Origin of the sequence: Stenotrophomonas sp. CCNWLW57 (assembly GCF_037203925.1) — a bacterium.
In the GTDB taxonomy this organism is placed as follows: domain Bacteria; phylum Pseudomonadota; class Gammaproteobacteria; order Xanthomonadales; family Xanthomonadaceae; genus Stenotrophomonas; species Stenotrophomonas rhizophila_A.
Genome location: NZ_JBBCBJ010000006.1, coordinates 222,421 through 239,413 on the forward strand (window position 1 = coordinate 222,421; position 16,993 = coordinate 239,413).

General features: G+C 66.7%; 15 protein-coding genes. 5 read left to right on the plus strand and 10 right to left on the minus strand.

Features of this window, described 5'->3' with window-relative positions:
• Positions 1-1,117: 1,117 nt before the first annotated feature.
• Positions 1,118-2,119 (plus strand): patatin-like phospholipase family protein, encoded by a 1,002-nt coding sequence (locus V9K91_RS15705; RefSeq protein WP_336443615.1) that lies wholly within the window; start codon positions 1,118-1,120, stop codon positions 2,117-2,119.
• A 129-nt stretch (positions 2,120-2,248) separates the two neighbouring features.
• Here the strand turns inward: V9K91_RS15705 and V9K91_RS15710 are convergent, their stop codons facing one another.
• Complete coding sequence (locus V9K91_RS15710; RefSeq protein WP_068848115.1) at positions 2,249-2,731, minus strand: Lrp/AsnC family transcriptional regulator; 483 nt, start codon at positions 2,729-2,731, stop codon at positions 2,249-2,251.
• A 127-nt stretch (positions 2,732-2,858) separates the two neighbouring features.
• Between V9K91_RS15710 and phhA the strand changes: the two genes are divergently transcribed.
• Positions 2,859-3,755, plus strand: a complete 897-nt coding sequence (phhA, locus tag V9K91_RS15715) for a phenylalanine 4-monooxygenase (protein WP_336443614.1) — start codon at positions 2,859-2,861, stop codon at positions 3,753-3,755.
• Between the two features lie 117 nt (positions 3,756-3,872).
• Here the strand turns inward: phhA and V9K91_RS15720 are convergent, their stop codons facing one another.
• From V9K91_RS15720 to V9K91_RS15760, 9 genes are all read right to left on the minus strand, one after another.
• Positions 3,873-4,979 (minus strand): GDSL-type esterase/lipase family protein, encoded by a 1,107-nt coding sequence (locus V9K91_RS15720; protein WP_336443613.1) that lies wholly within the window; start codon positions 4,977-4,979, stop codon positions 3,873-3,875.
• Positions 4,980-5,136: 157 nt separating this feature from the next.
• The gene (kduD, locus tag V9K91_RS15725) at positions 5,137-5,892 is read right to left on the minus strand and encodes a 2-dehydro-3-deoxy-D-gluconate 5-dehydrogenase KduD (RefSeq protein ID WP_093535379.1); all 756 of its coding nucleotides are present in this window, start codon (positions 5,890-5,892) and stop codon (positions 5,137-5,139) included.
• Positions 5,893-5,925: 33 nt separating this feature from the next.
• Positions 5,926-6,774 (minus strand): 5-dehydro-4-deoxy-D-glucuronate isomerase, encoded by an 849-nt coding sequence (gene kduI / locus V9K91_RS15730; protein ID WP_068848104.1) that lies wholly within the window; start codon positions 6,772-6,774, stop codon positions 5,926-5,928.
• Between the two features lie 219 nt (positions 6,775-6,993).
• The gene (locus tag V9K91_RS15735) at positions 6,994-8,052 is read right to left on the minus strand and encodes a LacI family DNA-binding transcriptional regulator (protein WP_093535383.1); all 1,059 of its coding nucleotides are present in this window, start codon (positions 8,050-8,052) and stop codon (positions 6,994-6,996) included.
• 41 nt (positions 8,053-8,093) lie between these two features.
• Positions 8,094-9,671 carry a family 43 glycosylhydrolase gene (locus tag V9K91_RS15740; protein WP_336443654.1) on the minus strand — a complete coding sequence of 526 codons (1,578 nt, stop codon included), beginning with the start codon at positions 9,669-9,671 and terminating at the stop codon, positions 8,094-8,096.
• A gap of 89 nt (positions 9,672-9,760) precedes the next feature.
• The gene (locus tag V9K91_RS15745) at positions 9,761-11,044 is read right to left on the minus strand and encodes a TRAP transporter large permease (protein ID WP_068848098.1); all 1,284 of its coding nucleotides are present in this window, start codon (positions 11,042-11,044) and stop codon (positions 9,761-9,763) included.
• A gap of 3 nt (positions 11,045-11,047) precedes the next feature.
• Positions 11,048-11,581, minus strand: a complete 534-nt coding sequence (locus tag V9K91_RS15750) for a TRAP transporter small permease (protein ID WP_210132924.1) — start codon at positions 11,579-11,581, stop codon at positions 11,048-11,050.
• A gap of 11 nt (positions 11,582-11,592) precedes the next feature.
• Positions 11,593-12,600, minus strand: coding sequence for a TRAP transporter substrate-binding protein (locus V9K91_RS15755; protein ID WP_336443611.1), 1,008 nt, complete (start codon positions 12,598-12,600; stop codon positions 11,593-11,595).
• A gap of 37 nt (positions 12,601-12,637) precedes the next feature.
• The gene (locus tag V9K91_RS15760) at positions 12,638-13,459 is read right to left on the minus strand and encodes a 2-keto-4-pentenoate hydratase (protein WP_336443610.1); all 822 of its coding nucleotides are present in this window, start codon (positions 13,457-13,459) and stop codon (positions 12,638-12,640) included.
• Positions 13,460-13,629: 170 nt separating this feature from the next.
• Between V9K91_RS15760 and V9K91_RS15765 the strand changes: the two genes are divergently transcribed.
• The 3 genes from V9K91_RS15765 (at position 13,630) to V9K91_RS15775 (ending at position 16,981) form a co-directional block, all read left to right on the plus strand.
• Complete coding sequence (locus V9K91_RS15765) at positions 13,630-14,607, plus strand: alpha/beta hydrolase (protein WP_336443609.1); 978 nt, start codon at positions 13,630-13,632, stop codon at positions 14,605-14,607.
• Positions 14,604-16,229 carry a carboxylesterase/lipase family protein gene (locus V9K91_RS15770; protein ID WP_336443608.1) on the plus strand — a complete coding sequence of 542 codons (1,626 nt, stop codon included), beginning with the start codon at positions 14,604-14,606 and terminating at the stop codon, positions 16,227-16,229. Before V9K91_RS15765 ends, V9K91_RS15770 begins: the two co-directional genes overlap by 4 nt.
• A gap of 161 nt (positions 16,230-16,390) precedes the next feature.
• Entirely contained in the window at positions 16,391-16,981 is a 591-nt protein-coding gene (locus V9K91_RS15775; protein ID WP_336443607.1) for a cysteine dioxygenase family protein, read from the plus strand.
• Positions 16,982-16,993 lie beyond the last annotated feature (12 nt).

Genomic DNA, 16,993 nt, shown 5'->3' on the forward strand with positions numbered 1-16,993 from the left:
TAGACGCTGCGTAGCCAGTCACGACAACGAGTTCCGCGCAGAATGACGCAGTGGATCTGGCCATAGCGCCTGGAAAGGCTTCTGCCTTCAGGCGGGTTCGTGTGGATGCCTTCCTGGCGCGACGATGGTCACACCCGAATGGTGGATCAGTACCCGTCTTCGATCGCGGCTGGTGCTACAAACCGGGCGATCCAGAAAGGGTTCTGCAATGAATTCCCGAATCAAGCGCGGCGAGATTTACGAATGTCTTTTCGGCAGATACCGCCCACTCCTGGACCCGGACGGAGCGCCAGTCATGGCTGGGACCAATGGCCGAACCGAGTACACCAGAACCGAGTTCCAAGGCCCTATTCCCTACGAGATCCAGAAGCCCCGTCCCGTTGTAATCCTTGGAGACCACAAGGGCCAGTATCTGGTCGTCCCCATCAGCACCACGCAGGACTGCCACAGCAATCCCCGGAAAGCGGGCGAGGCCAGAGGACTGCATGTCCGTCTGGAGCGTTCCCAACTGCCCGACCTTGTCAGGTACCGGAACGCACCGACCTGCTGGGCTAAGTCCAACATGGTCCAGACGGTCGACCGGAACCGCCTGAGGCCACTGAATCGACGCGGTTCGCCACCCCCAAGGGTGTCTGATGACTGCCTCGCGTCCATCCAGCGTGCAGTGATTAGGGCCATCGGCTGCCAAGGCCTCCTCGACGCCGTGCGCGATTTGTCGCAAATGGATCGAGAACCCCAGCACTCCCCCAGGCCTCCGGAAGCCCCTGAATCCGAGGCAACCCGTTGATTCCACGGCCTTCTTGACAGCTCGATGGCTTCGTTTCAGCTTGCACCCGTCGACCCTGGTCCATAAACTGGTGGCGTTGGCCGAAAGGCACACGCAGTACATTTGGCCGAAAGGCACCGAGAGGCCCGCGCAAGCGGGCCTCTTTTTTGCTGGCGCCGTTACCCAGTACGTACTACCGAGCAGCCACGCGCCACGCATCACCCGCGCGGCCAGCGCGCGCCATGGTCGGCCCGACGCCCCGCTAAACGCCCCCCGCCCCAACCATCTCGAAGGCCGGCCAACGGCCGGCGCTACCGCTATGCTATTGCCCATTCACTTTCCGCAGACGCCATGACCGCCTTCCGCCGCACCTGCCTGACGCTGTCTGTTGCCCTGCTCGGCCTGCTGGCTGGCTGCGGCGGCGAAAACGCCCGCCCCACGCCGGTCACCCCCGTGGTGGTGCCTGCCGCACCGGCCAAGCCGGTGAAGATCGGCATCGCACTCGGCGGCGGTGCGGCCAAGGGCTTCGCGCACATCGGCGTGATCAAGATGCTGGAAGCCAATGGCTTCGAACCGGTCGTGGTGTCCGGCACCAGCGCCGGCAGCGTGGTCGGCGCGCTGTATGCCAGCGGCATGGACGCGTTCCAGATGCAGTCCAAGGCCGTGGCCCTGGATGAGGCCAGCATCCGCGACGTGCGCCTGTTCTCCGGCGGCCTGGTGCAGGGCCAGAAGCTGCAGGATTACGTCAACGCGCAGGTGAACAACAAGCCGGCCGAAAAGCTGAAGAAGCCCTTCGCGGCCGTGGCTACCAACCTGGATACCGGCGATCGCGCGGTGTTCGTGCGTGGCAACGTCGGCCAAGCGGTGCGTGCCTCAAGCAGCATCCCGGGTGTGTTCGAACCGGTGAAGATCGGCAGCAACCTGTTCGTCGACGGCGGCGTGGTCAGCCCGGTGCCGGTGGATGCCGCGCGCCAACTGGGCGCGGACTTCGTCATCGCGGTGGATATCTCCAGCAAGGCCAGCGGCAAATCGCCGACCGGCATGCTGGGCATCGTCAACCAGTCCATCTCGATCATGGGCCAGCGCCTGGGCGAGCAGGAACTGGCGCGTGCCGACATCATCATCCGCCCCAAGGTGCTGGACATCGGCGCGGCCGATTTCAGCCAGCGCGGTTACGCGATCCTGGAGGGCGAGAAGGCCGCGATGGCGGCAATGCCGCAGATCCGCGCCAAGATCCAGCAGTTGCAGAAGGCCCGCGCCGCTGCAGCGGCGCCGCCCCCGCCCAAGCCGAAATGCGACGAACCCTCGCGCGTGGGCAAGCTGATGGGCCGCAAGGAAAAGTGCGAGGGGTAAACCACGTTGTCGCTGGACGTCGCCCGCGGTAGAGCCGACTGTTAGTCGGCTGCTCTCGGCGCAGGCGTTGGAGTCGCCGCAAAGGGCAGCCGACTAACAGTCGGCTCTACCGCTGGATGACGAATTGCGTCATTCCAGCTGCGACAACGGCAACGCCCTGAAGTCCTTCACCGTGCGCAGCACGAAACTGGAGTTCACATCGGCAACGCCCGCTGCATTGAGCAGCTTGTCCAGCAGGAAGCTGGAAAAGTGCTCCAGGTCGCGCACGTAGATGTGCAGCAGGTAATCCATGTCGCCGGTCAGCGCATGGCAGGCCACTACTTCGTCCCAGTCCACCACGCTGTCAGCGAACACGCCGATGGCGTGCTGGTCGTGCTTTTCCAGCTGCACGCGCACGAAGGCCTGCAGCCCCAGCCCGATCCGGCGCGGTTCCAGTCGCGCGCCGTAGCCGGCGATCACCCCTTCGCTTTCCAGCCGTTGCACCCGCCGCAGGCAGGCCGACGGGGACAGGTTCACCCGCGCCGCCAGTTCGGCGTTGGTGGCGCGGCCATGTTGCTGGATCTCCGCCAGAAGACGCAGATCCGTGCGGTCGAACTGGGCATCTCCGGACATTGCTGCTCCGCAACATTGATTGGACGCAACGATATTGCGCCAGGTCGGCAGATCTGCGCAACTTTGCAATCCTCTTGCGCGCGCCCTGCCCTAGCATCAAGGGGTCACTTCCCAGGAGCCCACCTCGATGGAAACCGCCACTGCCCCCCGCCGCGTCGAACACCAGCAGACCGACAAGGGCTACGTGCCGGTGTACACCACCGCCGTGGTGGAACAGCCGTGGGAAAGCTACACCGCCGACGACCACGCCACCTGGAGCACCCTGTACCAGCGCCAGCGTGAGCTGCTGGTGGGCCGGGCCAGCAAGGAGTTCCTGCAGGCGCAGGACGAGATGGGCATGAACGCGCACATGATTCCGCGCTTCGACCAGCTCAACGAAGTGCTGGGCGCCGCCACCGGCTGGACCCTGGTTGGCGTGGAAGGCCTGCTGCCGGAACTGGATTTCTTCGACCACCTGGCCAACCGCCGCTTCCCGGTCACCTGGTGGATCCGCCGCCCGGACCAGATCGACTACATCGCCGAACCGGACATGTTCCACGACCTGTTCGGGCACGTGCCGTTGCTGATGAACCCGGTGTTTGCCGATTACATGGCCGCCTACGGCCGCGGCGGCGTCAAGGCGCACGCGATCGGCCCCGAAGCACTGCAGCACCTCACCCGCCTGTACTGGTACACGGTGGAGTTCGGCCTGATCAACACGCCCGAAGGGCTGCGCATCTACGGCGCGGGCATCGTCTCGTCCAAGGGCGAATCGCTGTACTCGCTGGAATCGGCTGCGCCGAACCGGATCGGGTTCGACCTGGAGCGCATCATGCGCACCCGCTACCGCATCGATACCTTCCAGAAGACCTACTTCGTCATCGACAGCTACGAGCAGCTGATGGAAGCGACTGCGCCGGACTTCACCCCGACCTACGCCGCGCTGGAAACGCAGGAGCACCTGCCGGCCGGTGATGTGCAGGAAGGCGACCGCGTGTTCCAGAAGGGCACCGGCGAAGGCTGGGCGGAAGGCGGCGACGTGTGACGCCGTTCGCTGACGCAATTCACCGGGCCTTTTGAAGTTTAGCCACCTAACCTTCAAAAGCTTCAGAGGCTTTTGAAGGTTAGCGTCGGTAGAGCCGGGCCCTGCCCGGCTGCGCCTTCACCGCGGGTACGCCAGCAGCACCACCAGATCCTGCTCACCCCGCTGCTGCAGCGCGTGCAGGCTGCCCACCCGGGTAAGCAGCGCGTCGCCGGCCGCCACGTCGTACTGTTTGCCATCCAGTACGTAGCTGCCCTGCCCGCTCACGATGTAATAGATCTCGTCCTTGTGCTGCGGGTGCAGGCCGATGCCGGCGCCCTTGTGCAGCACGCGCTTGCGCAGCACGAACGGCAGGTCCTTGTCGTCGGCGAAGAACGGGTACGCCGTGGTCGGGCCGGCGCCGCCATGCGGTCCCGGCTGCGAAATGCCGATATCGCGCTCGTGGACCACCCGCGAGGGCTTGGCTGGGTCGCTGCCCTGCCCTGCGGGTTGGCTTACGTCGCAGTCGATGTCGCGCTTCAAGGCCGGCTTCAGCGTTGGCTGCAACGCCACCCAGTCACGCAGCACCAGGCAGGCCACCGCGGTGGCACCGGCGGTGCTGAAATGGGTGCCGTCGGCCTTGTTCTGTTCGGGTACGAACATGAAGTATGGCTTGGCGCCCTGCTCGCCCAGCGCGCGGATCCAGCGGGTGGAGCTGGCGTTGAGATCGATCAGCGCCACCTGTTCGCGCGCGGCCAGCTGCTTCACCGCCTGGGTGTACAGCCCGTGCGTGTCCAGCAGCGAACCGAAGTCGTACAGCAACCGCGCCACCGGAGTGATCAACACCGGCGTGGCGCGCTTGTCGCGGGCCAGCTGCACGTAGCGCATCAGGTACTGCGGGTAGGCGGCGTCCGGGTCGTCGTAACGGGTGGGGTCTTCGAATTTTGCGTCGTTGTGGCCGAACTGGATCAGCAGCACGTCGCCGGGCTGGATCTCGGCCGCAATCGCATCGAGGCGTTTTTCCTCGATGAAGCTGCGCGCGCTGCGGCCCGCCTTGGCGTGGTTGCGGACCTGCCAGACCGCGGGGTCCAGATAACTTGGCAGGGCCTGGCCCCAGCCCATCAGCGGCGCGCGCTCGGGGCCGTAGTCGGCAGCGGTGGAATCGCCGGCAATGAAAACACGGTGCGGCGCCGCGTGTGTGGTGACCGCCGCGAACAACAAAAGCATCGGGAGCAGGAAGCGGTGCATGTTCGGGCTCCAGGAGGGCCGGCCAACGGCCGGCGCTACCGTCAGGACGTTTGGCGGGGGTACCGACCAACGGTCGGTACCTACCGGTCTTGCGCCGCGGGTTCGCGGCCGACGATCTGATCCCGGTAGGTATCGACCGTTGGTCGATACCCATGCATCACCGAGCCAGCCAACCACCGTCAACGGGAATTACCGAACCATTGACGTAGTCTGACGCGCTCGACGCCAGGAACACGGCCGTACCTGCGAGATCTTCCGGGGTACCCCAACGCCCGGCCGGAATGCGGTCGAGGATGGACTTGTTGCGGTCCTGGTCGGCGCGCAGGGCGGCGGTGTTGTCGGTGGCCATGTAACCCGGGGCGATCGCGTTGACGTTGATGCCCTTGTTGGCCCACTCATTGGCGAGCAGGCGGGTGATGCCGGCGATGCCGCTCTTGCTGGCGGTGTACGACGGCACCCGGATCCCGCCCTGGAAGGACAGCATCGAGGCGATGTTGATGATCTTGCCGCGGCCCTGCGCGATGAAGTGGCGACCGGCAGCCTGCGAGATGAAGAACGCGGACTTGATGTTGACGTTCATCACGTCGTCCCAGTCCTGCTCGCTGAAGTCCACCGCATCGGCGCGGCGGATCAGGCCGGCGTTGTTGACCAGGATATCCAGGCCACCCAACCCTTCGATGGTTTCGCGGATCACCCGCTCCACCGGCTCGATGCTGATCAGGTTTGCTTCCACCGCCAGGCAGCGGCGGCCGAGCGCGGTGATCTTTGCGATGGTGTCGGTGGGCGGCGCGATGCCGGCCACGGCCACATCGGCGCCGGCCTGGGCCAGCGCTACGGCGATGCCCTGCCCCAGGCCGGTGTTGCCACCGGTAACGAGGGCGACCTTGCCTTCCAGACTGAACGGATTAGCCATTGCGGTTACGGTCCTTATCCAATGCGGTGTGGGTTACTTGAGCTGGCAGATGTCCAGCACGTGCATGTCGGTGTAATCCAGGTTTTCGCCGCCCATCGCCCAGATGAAGGCGTAGTTGCTGGTACCGGCACCCATGTGGATCGACCACGGCGGGGACACCACCGCTTCGTTGTTCTGGATCACGATGTGGCGCTGCGCGTCCGGCTCGCCCATGAAGTGGTACACGCGGTCGTTCTGGCCCAGGTCGAAGTAGAAATAGACCTCGCTGCGGCGGTCGTGCAGGTGCGGCGGCATGGTGTTCCAGACGCTGCCCGGCTTCAGCACGGTCAGGCCCAGCAGCAGCTGCGAGGACTGGCAGGTTGCCGGCACGATGTACTGGTAGATGGTGCGTTCGTTGCTGGTTTCCAGCGCGCCGCGTTCCAGCGCAACTGCATCCTTGATGGACAGCTGCTTGGTCTCGAAGCGCGCGTGCGCCGGGGTCGAGGCCAGGTAGAACTGCGCGGGGTTGGCCGCGTCGTCGGAGGCGAACACCACCTCTTCGCTGCCCATGGCCACGTACAGGCCGTCCTTCGGGCCCAGCGTGTACACGGTGCCGTCGACGGTGACGGTGCCGCTGCCGGCGCCGACGTTGATGATGCCCAGCTCGCGGCGCTCCAGGAACGCGTGGCCGGCGGCGGAGGCCGGTTCGGTCTGCTTCGGCAGCGACACCGGGCCCTTCACCGGGGCCGCACCGCCGAGCACGAAGCGCTCGTAGTGGGTGTACTTCAGGGTCACTGCGTCGGCATTGAACAGGCCGTCGAGCAGGTACAGCTCGCGCAGGTCGTCGTTGCTGGCGCCCTTGATGGCGTCGGGATGGGTGGCGTAGTGGGTCTTGCAGTACATGGCGTCTCCAGAGCAGGGGTGGGCCGACGGGGCGGCCCCGGCGCGATTTCCCCCATTCTAGCCAAGGAGGAAACCGGTGTCATTTTGCATTGCGGGATCGGTGGGAAGTCACGACCAACGGTCGTGACCTACCACGTGGAATCATCTCGTGGGGCTTTCGGTCGGGTGGGCTACCTTGCCGGTAGGTCACGACCGTTGGTCGTGACCCGCACCGTCCCGTCAGTCCTCCGGCGGCTGGCACGAATCGCGCACGATCAGGTGCGGGCGTACGCTGGCGATCTGCAGCGCGGCCTGGCCGTCGGGCTGGACCAGCATCGCGGCGGCGGTGCGGCCGGTGTCGCGGGTGTGGCGGCGCACCGAGGTCAGCGACGGCCACAGGCGCGAGGCCAGCGGGCTGTCGTCGTAGCCGATGATGGACAGCTGGCGCGGAATGTTGATGCCCGCGCGCAGCGCCACCTTGTAGATACCGGCGGCCATTTCATCGTTACCGGTGAAGATCGCGGTGGGGCGCTGCTTGCCCAGCAGCAGCTTCTCGGCGGCGGCCACACCGGATTCGAAGGTATAGCCGGCTTCCACGATGCGCCCGGGCGGCAGCTCGATACCGCGCTGGGCGAGGGCATCGATGAAGCCGGCGGTGCGCTCGTGCGCCGACCGGTAGGCACTGGGGCCGGTGACCAGCGCGATGTCGCGGTGGCCCAGCGACAGCAGGTAATCGGCCGCTTCGGCCGCGCCGTCGCGGTCGTGGGTCACCACCATCTGCGAGGTGTCATCCAGCGGCAGCGCAGCGATGCGGGTGAAGCGGCAGCCGATCTCATCCAGCATGTCCACCAGCGCCTGGTCTTCCGAGGCACGCGGCACCAGGATGACACCGTGCAGCTTCTGCTGCTGCACGAAGCGGCGCACGCCTTCGATGTAGCCGGGGCTGCGCGAATCGCACGGGTGCACCACGAGTTCGAAGCTGGACCCACGCAGCGCGTCCAGCGCGCCGTACTGCATGTCCACGATGTACTGCGCGGTGGGGTTGTCGTAAACCATGCCGATCAGGAACGAGCGGCGGAAGGCCAGCCCGCGCGCCAGCGGGTCGGGCGTGTAGCCCACCTCGCGCATCAGCGTTTCCACCTTCTCACGGGTGTCCTTGCGCACCAGTGGCGAGTTGTTGATGATCCGCGAAACCGTTTTCTTGGATACACCCGACAGCCGCGCGATGTCATTGATCGTGGCGGCCTTGCCCTTGGTCAACCCGTGCGGTGACGGGTCGGTCTTGCTGCGCAGTGACATGTGTTCAAACCATGAGAGGTCGAAGGAGTCTACCGGCGCCCTCAATCAAGGGCGCGGTAGCGGAACTGGCGGAAGGTCACCTTGCCGTCGCCGGCAGCGTACAGGGCCGGCTTCAGGGCGAGGAACTTCCCGGCCACATTGTGATGGTAGCCGGAGACTTCCATCTGAACCGGGTACTTCTGCCAGGTTTTGCCGTCGGTGCTGGAATGGATGGTCACGATGTGGCGGTTGTTGGTCACCCGCAGCCACAGCTTGCCGCCTTTGGCACTGGGGGCCAGCCGGGTGGGGCGCTCCTCGCCGTAGCGGTGCATGATGAACTTCTCGCCGTTGCTGCCCACGCCCACGTACAGCCGGTCGCTGTAGAAGAGCAGGGCACCGCCCACCGCGCCGGGCGCGATGTCCATTTCGACCTCTAACTGGTAAGCCTGGTCGCCGGCAATGGCGGTCAGCGGCGAGCTGTCCTTCGGGGTGTCGCCCTTGCCCTGCAGGGTCAGGCCGTTGGCGCTGAAGCCGAGGCGTTTGTACTCGTCCTGGGCCGGGTTGAAGAACGACCACTGCGCGCCCAGGGTCTTGCCGGTGAAGTCGTCCGACAGCGCCATGCCGTGCTGGCCCACCGACTCGCCCGAGGGCTTGGCCAGCGGCTGGCCGAGATCGCCGCCCTTGGCCACGAACCAGCCATCGTCGGTCCACTCGATCGGCTCCAGCAGTGCCTGGCGGCCCAGGGTCCAGTAGCCGTTCTCGTAGCCGTGGTAGATCATCCACCAGCGCCCGTCGGTGCCTTCCACCACGGTGGCATGGCCACGCGACCACCACGGCTCACTGGCGGACTTCGTGCGGGTGATCGGGTTGTTCGGCGCGTTCACCCACGGCCCGTGGATCGAGCGCGACCGCGCGGTGATCACCATGTGCCCGGTCGGCGGTCCGGCGGTGCCGCCCACGGCGGTGGTCATGTAGTACCAGCCGTTGTGGAAATTGATCTTCGGGCCTTCCTGCGCGTAGGCCTCCACGTCCCAGCTTTCCGGGTACTTCCAGCCGTCGTAGACGTGTTTCGGCTTGCCCACCACGCTCAGGCCATCGTCGGCCAGCTGCACGTAGGCGCCGCCGCTGAGGAACAGGTAGCGCTTGCCGTCTTCGCCCACCGCGTGGCCCGGGTCGATGTAGCCGCCCAGGCCGATGTCGATCGGCTCGCTCCACGGCCCGCGGATGTTGTCCGACCACACCACGAAGTTGCTGCGGGTTTCGCCGGTGCGTGCCGGGAAGTAGATGAAGTAGCGGCCGTCGTGCTTGACGATGTCCGGTGCCCAGATCGCGCCGACATTCTTCGTGATCGCGTGGCCCAGCGGCTGCCAGTTCACCAGGTCGCGCGAATGCCAGATCGGCAGGCCCGGGTAGGCGTCGAAGGAGGACAGGGTGAGGTAGTAGTCGTCGCCATCCTTGAGCACCGAAGGATCGGGGCGGTCGCCGGCGAACACCGGGTTGAGGAAGGTGCCGTTGCCCAGGTCGGCCTGGCGCTGGTTCTCGATGCCACGCTTCCACGACGTGGCCGGCACATCGGCGGCATGCAGGGCGCCGGCGAGCAGCAGGCCGGCGGTGGCCAGCCCGGCCAGCAGGGTCTTCATACGCATGGGGTGTCTCCCTGGTTCGGTGCAGGACCCGCCCGTGCGGGGCGGGTCCACGTCAGCGATGGCGGCAGTGGGCCGCCGTGCGGTCAGGCGCGCAGCAGCGCAGGCAGCCACAGCGACAGCTGCGGGAAGAACGTCACGATCAGCAGCACGCCCACCGCCGCGAACCAGAACGGCCAGATCGAACGCATGCTTTCGCCCACGCTGATCTTGCCGATTGCCGTGCCGATGAACAGCACCGAGCCCACCGGCGGGGTCACCAGGCCCAGTCCGCCGGTCAGCACCAGCACCAGGCCGAAGTGGATCGGGTCGATCCCGTAGGCCTTGGCCACCGGCAGGAAGATCGGCGTGCAGATCAGGATCATCGGTGCCAGGTCCATGAAGGTGCCCAGCAGCAGCAACATCACCACGATCATCAGCAGCACCATGAACTGGCTGTGCGCGAACGACTGCAGGAAGTCCACCGCCGCCGCCGGCACCTGCAGGAACGCCAGCAGCCAGCCGAACACGGCAGCGGTGGCGATCACGAACAGGATTACGCCGGTACTGCGCGCCGCATGGGTCACCGTGCCCAGGAACTCGCGCCAGTTGAGCTGGCGGTACAGCACCGTGGTCACCAGCAACGCGTAGACCACGGCAATGGCCGCGCTTTCCACTGCAGTGAAGATGCCGGCGCGGATACCGATGAAGATCAACGCCACCAGGCCCAGGCCGGGCAGGGCGGAGACCATGCGCAGCAACACCGCGCGCCAGCCCGGGAACACTTCCACCCCGTAGCCACGACGGCGTGCCACCACGTAGCCGGTGACCATCAGTGCCACGGTCATCAACAGCGCCGGCACGATGCCCGCCGCGAACAGGTCGGCAATGGACAGGCCGCCACCGGCGGCGGCCGAGAACAGGATCAGGTTATGCGAGGGTGGCACCAGCAGCGCCACCAGCGCGGCGGTGATGCTCACGTTCACCGCGAAATCGCGGTCGTAACCCCGCTTGACCATCTGCGGAATCATCGTGCCGCCAACCGCAGACACGTCCGCGATGGCCGAACCGGAGACACCGCCGAAGAACAGCGAGGACAGGATCGACACCTGCCCCAGGCCACCGCGCATGCGCCCGACCAGCGACGAGGCCAGCGCGATCAGTCGTTCGGAGATGCCGCCGCGCATCATGATTTCGCCGGCGAAGATGAACAGTGGAATGGCGATCAGCGAGGCCGAACCGGTACCGGCCGAAATCTGCTGCACCAGCACCAGCGTCGGCAGGTCCAGGTACCACAGGGTGGCAAGCGCCGCCGCGGCCAGCGCATAGGCCACCGGCACGCCGAGCAGCAGCAGCACCGCGAATACAGTGAAAAGAATCGTAATACCCATGACTCAGCGGTCTCCCTCTGCTTCAGCGACGGCCGGTTGCACGGCCTGCACCATCTGGTTCACGGCGAACACCGCCATCAGCGCACCGCCAATGCACAGCGGCAGGTAGTTGATGCTCTGCGGCAGGTTGGCGCCGGCGGTCTTGATGTCCAGGCCATCCAGCAGCAGCACGGCTGCCCACCAGGCGATCACCACGCCAAGCAGGGCCACCACGAACGAGGCAAACACGTCCACGGCACGACGCAGGCCGGGACCCATGTGCGCGGCCAGCAGGAAGAAGCCGAAGTGGCGTCGGGTGTGCACACCGGTGGCCGCGCCCAGGCTCATGGCGGTGGCCAGCAGCAGCAGGGTCACCGGCTCGGTCCAGCTGGGCGAATCGTTGATCACATAGCGGGCGAACACCTGCCAGCCCTGCACCACCACCAGCCCGAGCAGGGCAAGTACGGCGATGTAGATGGTGATGTCGGCAATGCGGTCGAGTGCGCGCTGCGGTAGCGTGCGCAGGTCTACGGCGGTTTCGGAAGTCGGGTCGGACATCGCGGCAGGCCTCAGGCGAAGTCGCGGATGCGACGGGTGAGGGCAGCCAGCTCCGGCTGCTGCAGGTACTGCTGCAGCAACGGGTCGGCGGCCTTGCGGAAGGCCGGCATGTCGACCTCGTTGAACTGGATGCCGAAGTCGGCCACCGCCTGGCGGGCGGTGCTTTCCGAGGCGTCCCACTGCTGGCGCATCACCCCTACCGATTCGCGCGCCGTCTGCAGCAGCAGCTGGCGGTCTTCCGGGCTGAGCGATTCAAAGCTGCGACGCGACATCAGCAGCACGTCCGGCGCATACGAATGGTCGCTCTGCGACCAGTAGCGCGCGGCCTCGAAGTGGCGGCTGGAGTGGAAGCTGCGCATGTTGTTTTCCGCACCGTCGATCATGTGCGTTTCCATGCCCGAGAAGGTGTCGCCCAGCGACATCGGGGTCGGGTTGGCGCCCAGCAGGCGCATCAGCTGGATGAAGATGTCCGAGGAGGCCACGCGCAGCTTCAGGCCGTGCAGGTCTTTCGGTTCCACGATCGGATGCTTGGTGTTGTAGAAGCAGCGCGCGCCCGAATCGTAGATCGCCAGTCCCACCAGGTCGCGGTTTTCAAAGCCGCGCAGCACGGTATCGGCCACGCCGCCGTCGAGCGCGCGGCGCATGTGCGCCACCGAATCGAACACGTAGGGCAGGCACAGCGCCTGGGTGAGCGGGAAGGCGTTGTTGAGCGCGCCGGAATACACGCGGGTGATGTCGATGACCCCGAAGCGGGCCATGTCGATCGCTTCCGATTCGCGGCCGAGCTGGCCCGAATGGTACTGGCGCAGCCGCAGGCGGCCGCCGGTCTTCGCTTCCAGCTGCTGGCCGATCCACTTCACCGCGGTCACGGTGGGGTAGTCGGCCACATGCACATCGGTTGCGGTCAACAGGCGCGCGCCATCGGGCGCGTCACCGGTGGAACGTGAACACCCGGCCGACAACAGGGGCACGCTGAGCGCGCCCACGCTGGTGGCAAGGAAACTTCTGCGAGTAATCATCTGCGCCCTCCCAAGCGTACTCGCCATGGCCGCACGGTTACCCGGCGGCGATGGCCCTGCAGGTAATGTCGCCGTAACCGGCGAAACGGATCAGTGCCTGTTGGCCTACGGCGATGTCATGGATACCGGTGGCATTACCACTGGCGATCAGATCGCCGGCTTTCAGCGGCCGGCCACGCTGGGCCGAACGGGCCAGCGCGAAGGCATACGCGGTGCGCAGGCCACCCGGCAGCAGGGTGGCGCCACCGGTGCCTACCACTTCGCCTTCAATGCGGGTTTCGGCGCGCAGGTCGGCATCGTCCAGCGAGGTCCAGTCCGCAATCTCCGGGCCCAGCACCAGGCCGTTGTTGTTGCCGAAGTCCGACACCACTACGCGCGGGCCCAGTTTGTTGATGGTGGCGAGCGGGCTGCTGGCCACTTCCACGCCGATGAACAGCTTGGCGGGCAGGGCTTCTGCCTCTTCGGCGGTCCAGTGCAGCTTGTCGGCCGGGGCGTCCTGCTGCAGCTGGATCACGTACTCGGCTTCCACCGCGCCGAAGCCGCCGACGAACACCGGAATGTCCACTGTTCCACCGGTAGCATTCCAGAGCCGCTGAGAGAAAATCGGGCCCAGCAGGCGGTCGTCGCCGGAGACATCGCGGCGCTCGGCGGCGATGTAGCCGACCTTCCAGCCCACCACCTGGTCGTTCCAGAGCGCGATGGCCTGGTCCTGCACCTGGTAGGCGGTAACCAGGTCTTCCGGGATGGTTCCGGGGAAATCCGGCAGTGAACGGCCCTGCTGGCGGGCCGTGACGAACGCGTGGGCGATGTCGCCCAACCCTTGTTCTGGCAGGTCCTGTTTGCCTTGATCGTTGCTCAAGCGGGTCTCCCGGTGAATTGTTGCACTGCCCATCGACAGCACTTGGATGAGCTGTATATGGTAAACCGGTGTCATTGGCAATGTGCACCGCGTCAGAACCTGCACGAGCCCGGCACGCTACCGTTTGCCCACCCCTGAGAGGACTGCCGCGGATGCGTTGTGCTGTGTTGATGTCCCTGCTGGCCGGCTGCCTGCTGGCCGCCGTTGCCCCACCGCCGGCCCAGGCCGTTGAGCGCCCGGTGCCGCAGAGCGAGCCCGCCCCCGGCACGCCCACCCGCATCGCGCTCTGGCCCGCCGGCAGGGTGCCCAGGGAACCCAAGCGCGGCGCGGTGCCCAACGTGGTCGAGCGCAGCGCCGACCCCGCGCTGCCGGACCGCTACATCGACAACGTCAGCGCGCCGTACCTGGTTGCCTACCGCCCGGCCAGACCCAACGGCACCGCCCTGCTGGTCATTCCCGGTGGCGGCTACCAGCGCATCGTCCTGGACAAGGAAGGCACCGCGCTGGTGCCGGCCTTCGTGGAGCAGGGTGGGGTAACCCTGTTCGTGCTGCGCTACCGGCTGCCGGCCGGGCGCGGGGACCGCCAGGCCGCACTGGCCGATGCACAGCGCGCGATGCGGGTGATCCGCGCCGGCGCAGCGAAGTGGCAGCTGGATCCGCAACGGATCGGCGTGATCGGCTTTTCCGCAGGCGGCCATGTTGCTGCGCGGCTGAGCAACGGCTACGCCACCGCGCTGCCGGGCATCGGCGATGCCACCGATGCGCTCAGCGCGCGCCCGGATTTCGCGCTGCTGCTGTACCCGGTGATCGACATGGGCCGGCACGCGCACAGCGGCTCGCGCACCCGGCTGCTAGGCGAACACCCCACGCCCGCGCTGGAGCAGCAGTATTCGATGCAGGCGCAGGTCAGCGCGCAGACTCCGCCCACCTTCCTGGTCCACGCGCAGGACGACGACGTGGTGTCCGTGCACAACAGCCTGCTGTACTACCAGGCACTGCTGGCGGCGGGCGTGCCCAGTGAAATGCACCTGTTCGCGCACGGCGGGCACGGCTTCGGTGTACGCCTGCCGCCCGCTGCGCTTGCCACCCAGTGGCCCACCCTTGCGCTGCGCTGGATGCAGGCGCAGAACGGGGAAAAGGCGCCATGACGCTCACCCCTGCCGACCTGCAGCGCCGCCGCTTCCTGCGCGACAGTGCGCGCTACGCAATGCTGCTGGCGGCCGGTACGTTGCCGTTGGCTTCATCGCTTGCAGGCGCGTCCACCCGCACCGACTCGACCGCTTCACTGGCGACGGTGCGCGGCGGCCGCCTGCGCGGCCGGTATGACCAGGGCGTGCACCGTTTCCTTGGCGTGCCCTATGGCGCGGACACCGCGACCCGGCGCTTCCAGCCGGCACTGCCTGAGCTGCCGTGGCGCGGGGTGCGCGATGCACTGGCCTACGGCCCGGCCGCACCGCAGGGCAGCAAGGAGGACGGCCCCGGCAGCGAAGACTGCCTGTACCTCAACGTGTGGACGCCGGCGCTGCGCGACGGCAAGCCCCGGCCGATCCTGTTCTACATCCACGGCGGCGCGTACAACAACGGCTCCGGCAGCGACCCGCAGTACGACGGCAGCGCGCTGTGCCAGCGTGGCGATGTAGTGGTGGTCACCGTCAACCACCGGCTCAATGTGTTCGGCTACCTGTACCTGGCGCAGCTGGGTGATGCGCGCTTCGCTGATTCGGGCAACGTGGGCCAGCTCGATCTGATCCAGGCCCTGCGGTGGGTGCGCGAACATGCGCACGAGTTCGGTGGCGATGCCGGCAACATCACCGTGTTCGGTCAGTCCGGCGGCGGCGCCAAGATCGCCACGCTGATGGCCATGCCCGCCGCGCGCGGCCTGTTCCAGCGTGCCTGGACGATGAGTGGCCAGCAGGTCACCGCGGCCGGGCCGCGTGCGGCCACCCAGCGTGCGCAGATCGCCATGCAGGCGGTGGGCGCACAGGATGTGGAGGGCTTGCTGGCGCTGCCGGTGTCGGCGCTGCTGGCGGCCACCCGCGCGCGCGATCCGTCGCGGGTGGAGAACACCAGCCTGTACTTCGGGCCCGTGGTCGATGGCGGCGCGCTGCCGGCACATCCGTTCTGGCCGCAGGCGCCCGAGCAGTCCGCCGGGATCCCGATGGTGATCGGCAACACCCACGACGAGACACGCGCGTTCCTGGGCCACGACCCGGCCAACTTCGCGCTGACCTGGGAGACGTTGCCGGCCAGGCTGGAGAAGGAACAGTTCGTCGATCTGCTGCCATCGGTGGTGATCGCCGAATATCGGCGCCTGTATCCGCACTACACGCCCTCTGATGTGTTCTTTGCCGCCACCACCGCCGGCCGCTCCTGGCGCGGGGCGGTGGAGGAACTGGAAGCACGCGCGCGGCAGGGCGCGCCCACCTGGGCGTACCAGCTCGATTGGTGCTCACCGCTGGACGGCGGCAGGCTGGGAGCGTTCCACACGCTGGATATCCCGCTGGTGTTCGACAACACCCGGGCAGAGGGTTCGCGTACTGGGGAAGCGGCCGACGCGCAGCGCATGGCGGCAGCGATGAGCGATGCCCTGATCGCCTTCGCCCGCACCGGCAACCCGCAGCACCCGGGGCTGCCGCAGTGGGAGCAGTACGGGCTTGATCGCCGCCAGACGATGCTGTTCAACACCCCGCCGCAGCTCGCTGACGACCCCCGTGGCGGCGAACGACGCCTGTACCAGCAGGCCCCGTTTGTACAGCGAGGCACGATGTAGCGACACGCCTCGCGCGTCCCACGCACAGCCGTGCCCGTTCCAAACAACGATAGGCAGCACCAACCAAACAACGAAATCCAATAGATTTTCGGCCAATACGCAGTTATTTGCCGTGATTCAGATCAAACATGTCCTTAACCTCCATCGCCTAGACTGGGGGCATGCAGGACCATTGCGATCTCTTTACGCCGTTCCATGGCCGCGATCGATTGATAGCCGCCATCGATCACGCCGTGCAGCATGACGATCCCCAGCAGATCGCCAGAACCTTGCGCGGTGCGCTCTGCGAGGCCATTGCCGACAGCCGCATCCAGCTGCCGGCCTGCGTGCACCGCCCGATCAGCGACCACTACGCACGCCGCGAGCTGTACCGCAGCCCGGCGCACGGCTACAGCATCGTGGCGATGAGCTGGGCGCCGGGGCAGGGTACGCCGCTGCATGACCACAGCGGCCTGTGGTGCGTGGAAGGGGTGTGGCTGGGGCAACTGGAAGTCACCCAGTACCGGCTGCTCGAACGCAGGGGCGAACGTTTCCGCTTCCAGGCCGAGCCGTCGGTGATCGGCGACTGCGGCAGCGCCGGCAGCCTGATTCCGCCGCACGAATACCACACCATCCGCAACACCAGCGACGAGCGGCTGGCCATTTCCGTGCACGTCTACCAGGGCAAAATGACCCGCAGCGCGATCTTCGAACCCGACCACGACGGCTGGTACGAGCGCCGCATGAAGGAAATGGAAACCGACGCCGCGTGACGCGGCGTTGCC

What these genes read in the sequence shown, in the direction of transcription:
- V9K91_RS15705 (WP_336443615.1), top strand. Translation starts at nt 1,118, where the DNA reads ATGACCGCCTTCCGCCGCACCTGCCTGACGCTGTCTGTTGCCCTGCTC.
- V9K91_RS15710 (WP_068848115.1), bottom strand. Translation starts at nt 2,731, where the DNA reads ATGTCCGGAGATGCCCAGTTCGACCGCACGGATCTGCGTCTTCTGGCG.
- phhA (WP_336443614.1), top strand. Translation starts at nt 2,859, where the DNA reads ATGGAAACCGCCACTGCCCCCCGCCGCGTCGAACACCAGCAGACCGAC.
- V9K91_RS15720 (WP_336443613.1), bottom strand. Translation starts at nt 4,979, where the DNA reads ATGCACCGCTTCCTGCTCCCGATGCTTTTGTTGTTCGCGGCGGTCACC.
- kduD (WP_093535379.1), bottom strand. Translation starts at nt 5,892, where the DNA reads ATGGCTAATCCGTTCAGTCTGGAAGGCAAGGTCGCCCTCGTTACCGGT.
- kduI (WP_068848104.1), bottom strand. Translation starts at nt 6,774, where the DNA reads ATGTACTGCAAGACCCACTACGCCACCCATCCCGACGCCATCAAGGGC.
- V9K91_RS15735 (WP_093535383.1), bottom strand. Translation starts at nt 8,052, where the DNA reads ATGTCACTGCGCAGCAAGACCGACCCGTCACCGCACGGGTTGACCAAG.
- V9K91_RS15740 (WP_336443654.1), bottom strand. Translation starts at nt 9,671, where the DNA reads ATGAAGACCCTGCTGGCCGGGCTGGCCACCGCCGGCCTGCTGCTCGCC.
- V9K91_RS15745 (WP_068848098.1), bottom strand. Translation starts at nt 11,044, where the DNA reads ATGGGTATTACGATTCTTTTCACTGTATTCGCGGTGCTGCTGCTGCTC.
- V9K91_RS15750 (WP_210132924.1), bottom strand. Translation starts at nt 11,581, where the DNA reads ATGTCCGACCCGACTTCCGAAACCGCCGTAGACCTGCGCACGCTACCG.
- V9K91_RS15755 (WP_336443611.1), bottom strand. Translation starts at nt 12,600, where the DNA reads ATGATTACTCGCAGAAGTTTCCTTGCCACCAGCGTGGGCGCGCTCAGC.
- V9K91_RS15765 (WP_336443609.1), top strand. Translation starts at nt 13,630, where the DNA reads ATGTCCCTGCTGGCCGGCTGCCTGCTGGCCGCCGTTGCCCCACCGCCG.
- V9K91_RS15770 (WP_336443608.1), top strand. Translation starts at nt 14,604, where the DNA reads ATGACGCTCACCCCTGCCGACCTGCAGCGCCGCCGCTTCCTGCGCGAC.
- V9K91_RS15775 (WP_336443607.1), top strand. Translation starts at nt 16,391, where the DNA reads ATGCAGGACCATTGCGATCTCTTTACGCCGTTCCATGGCCGCGATCGA.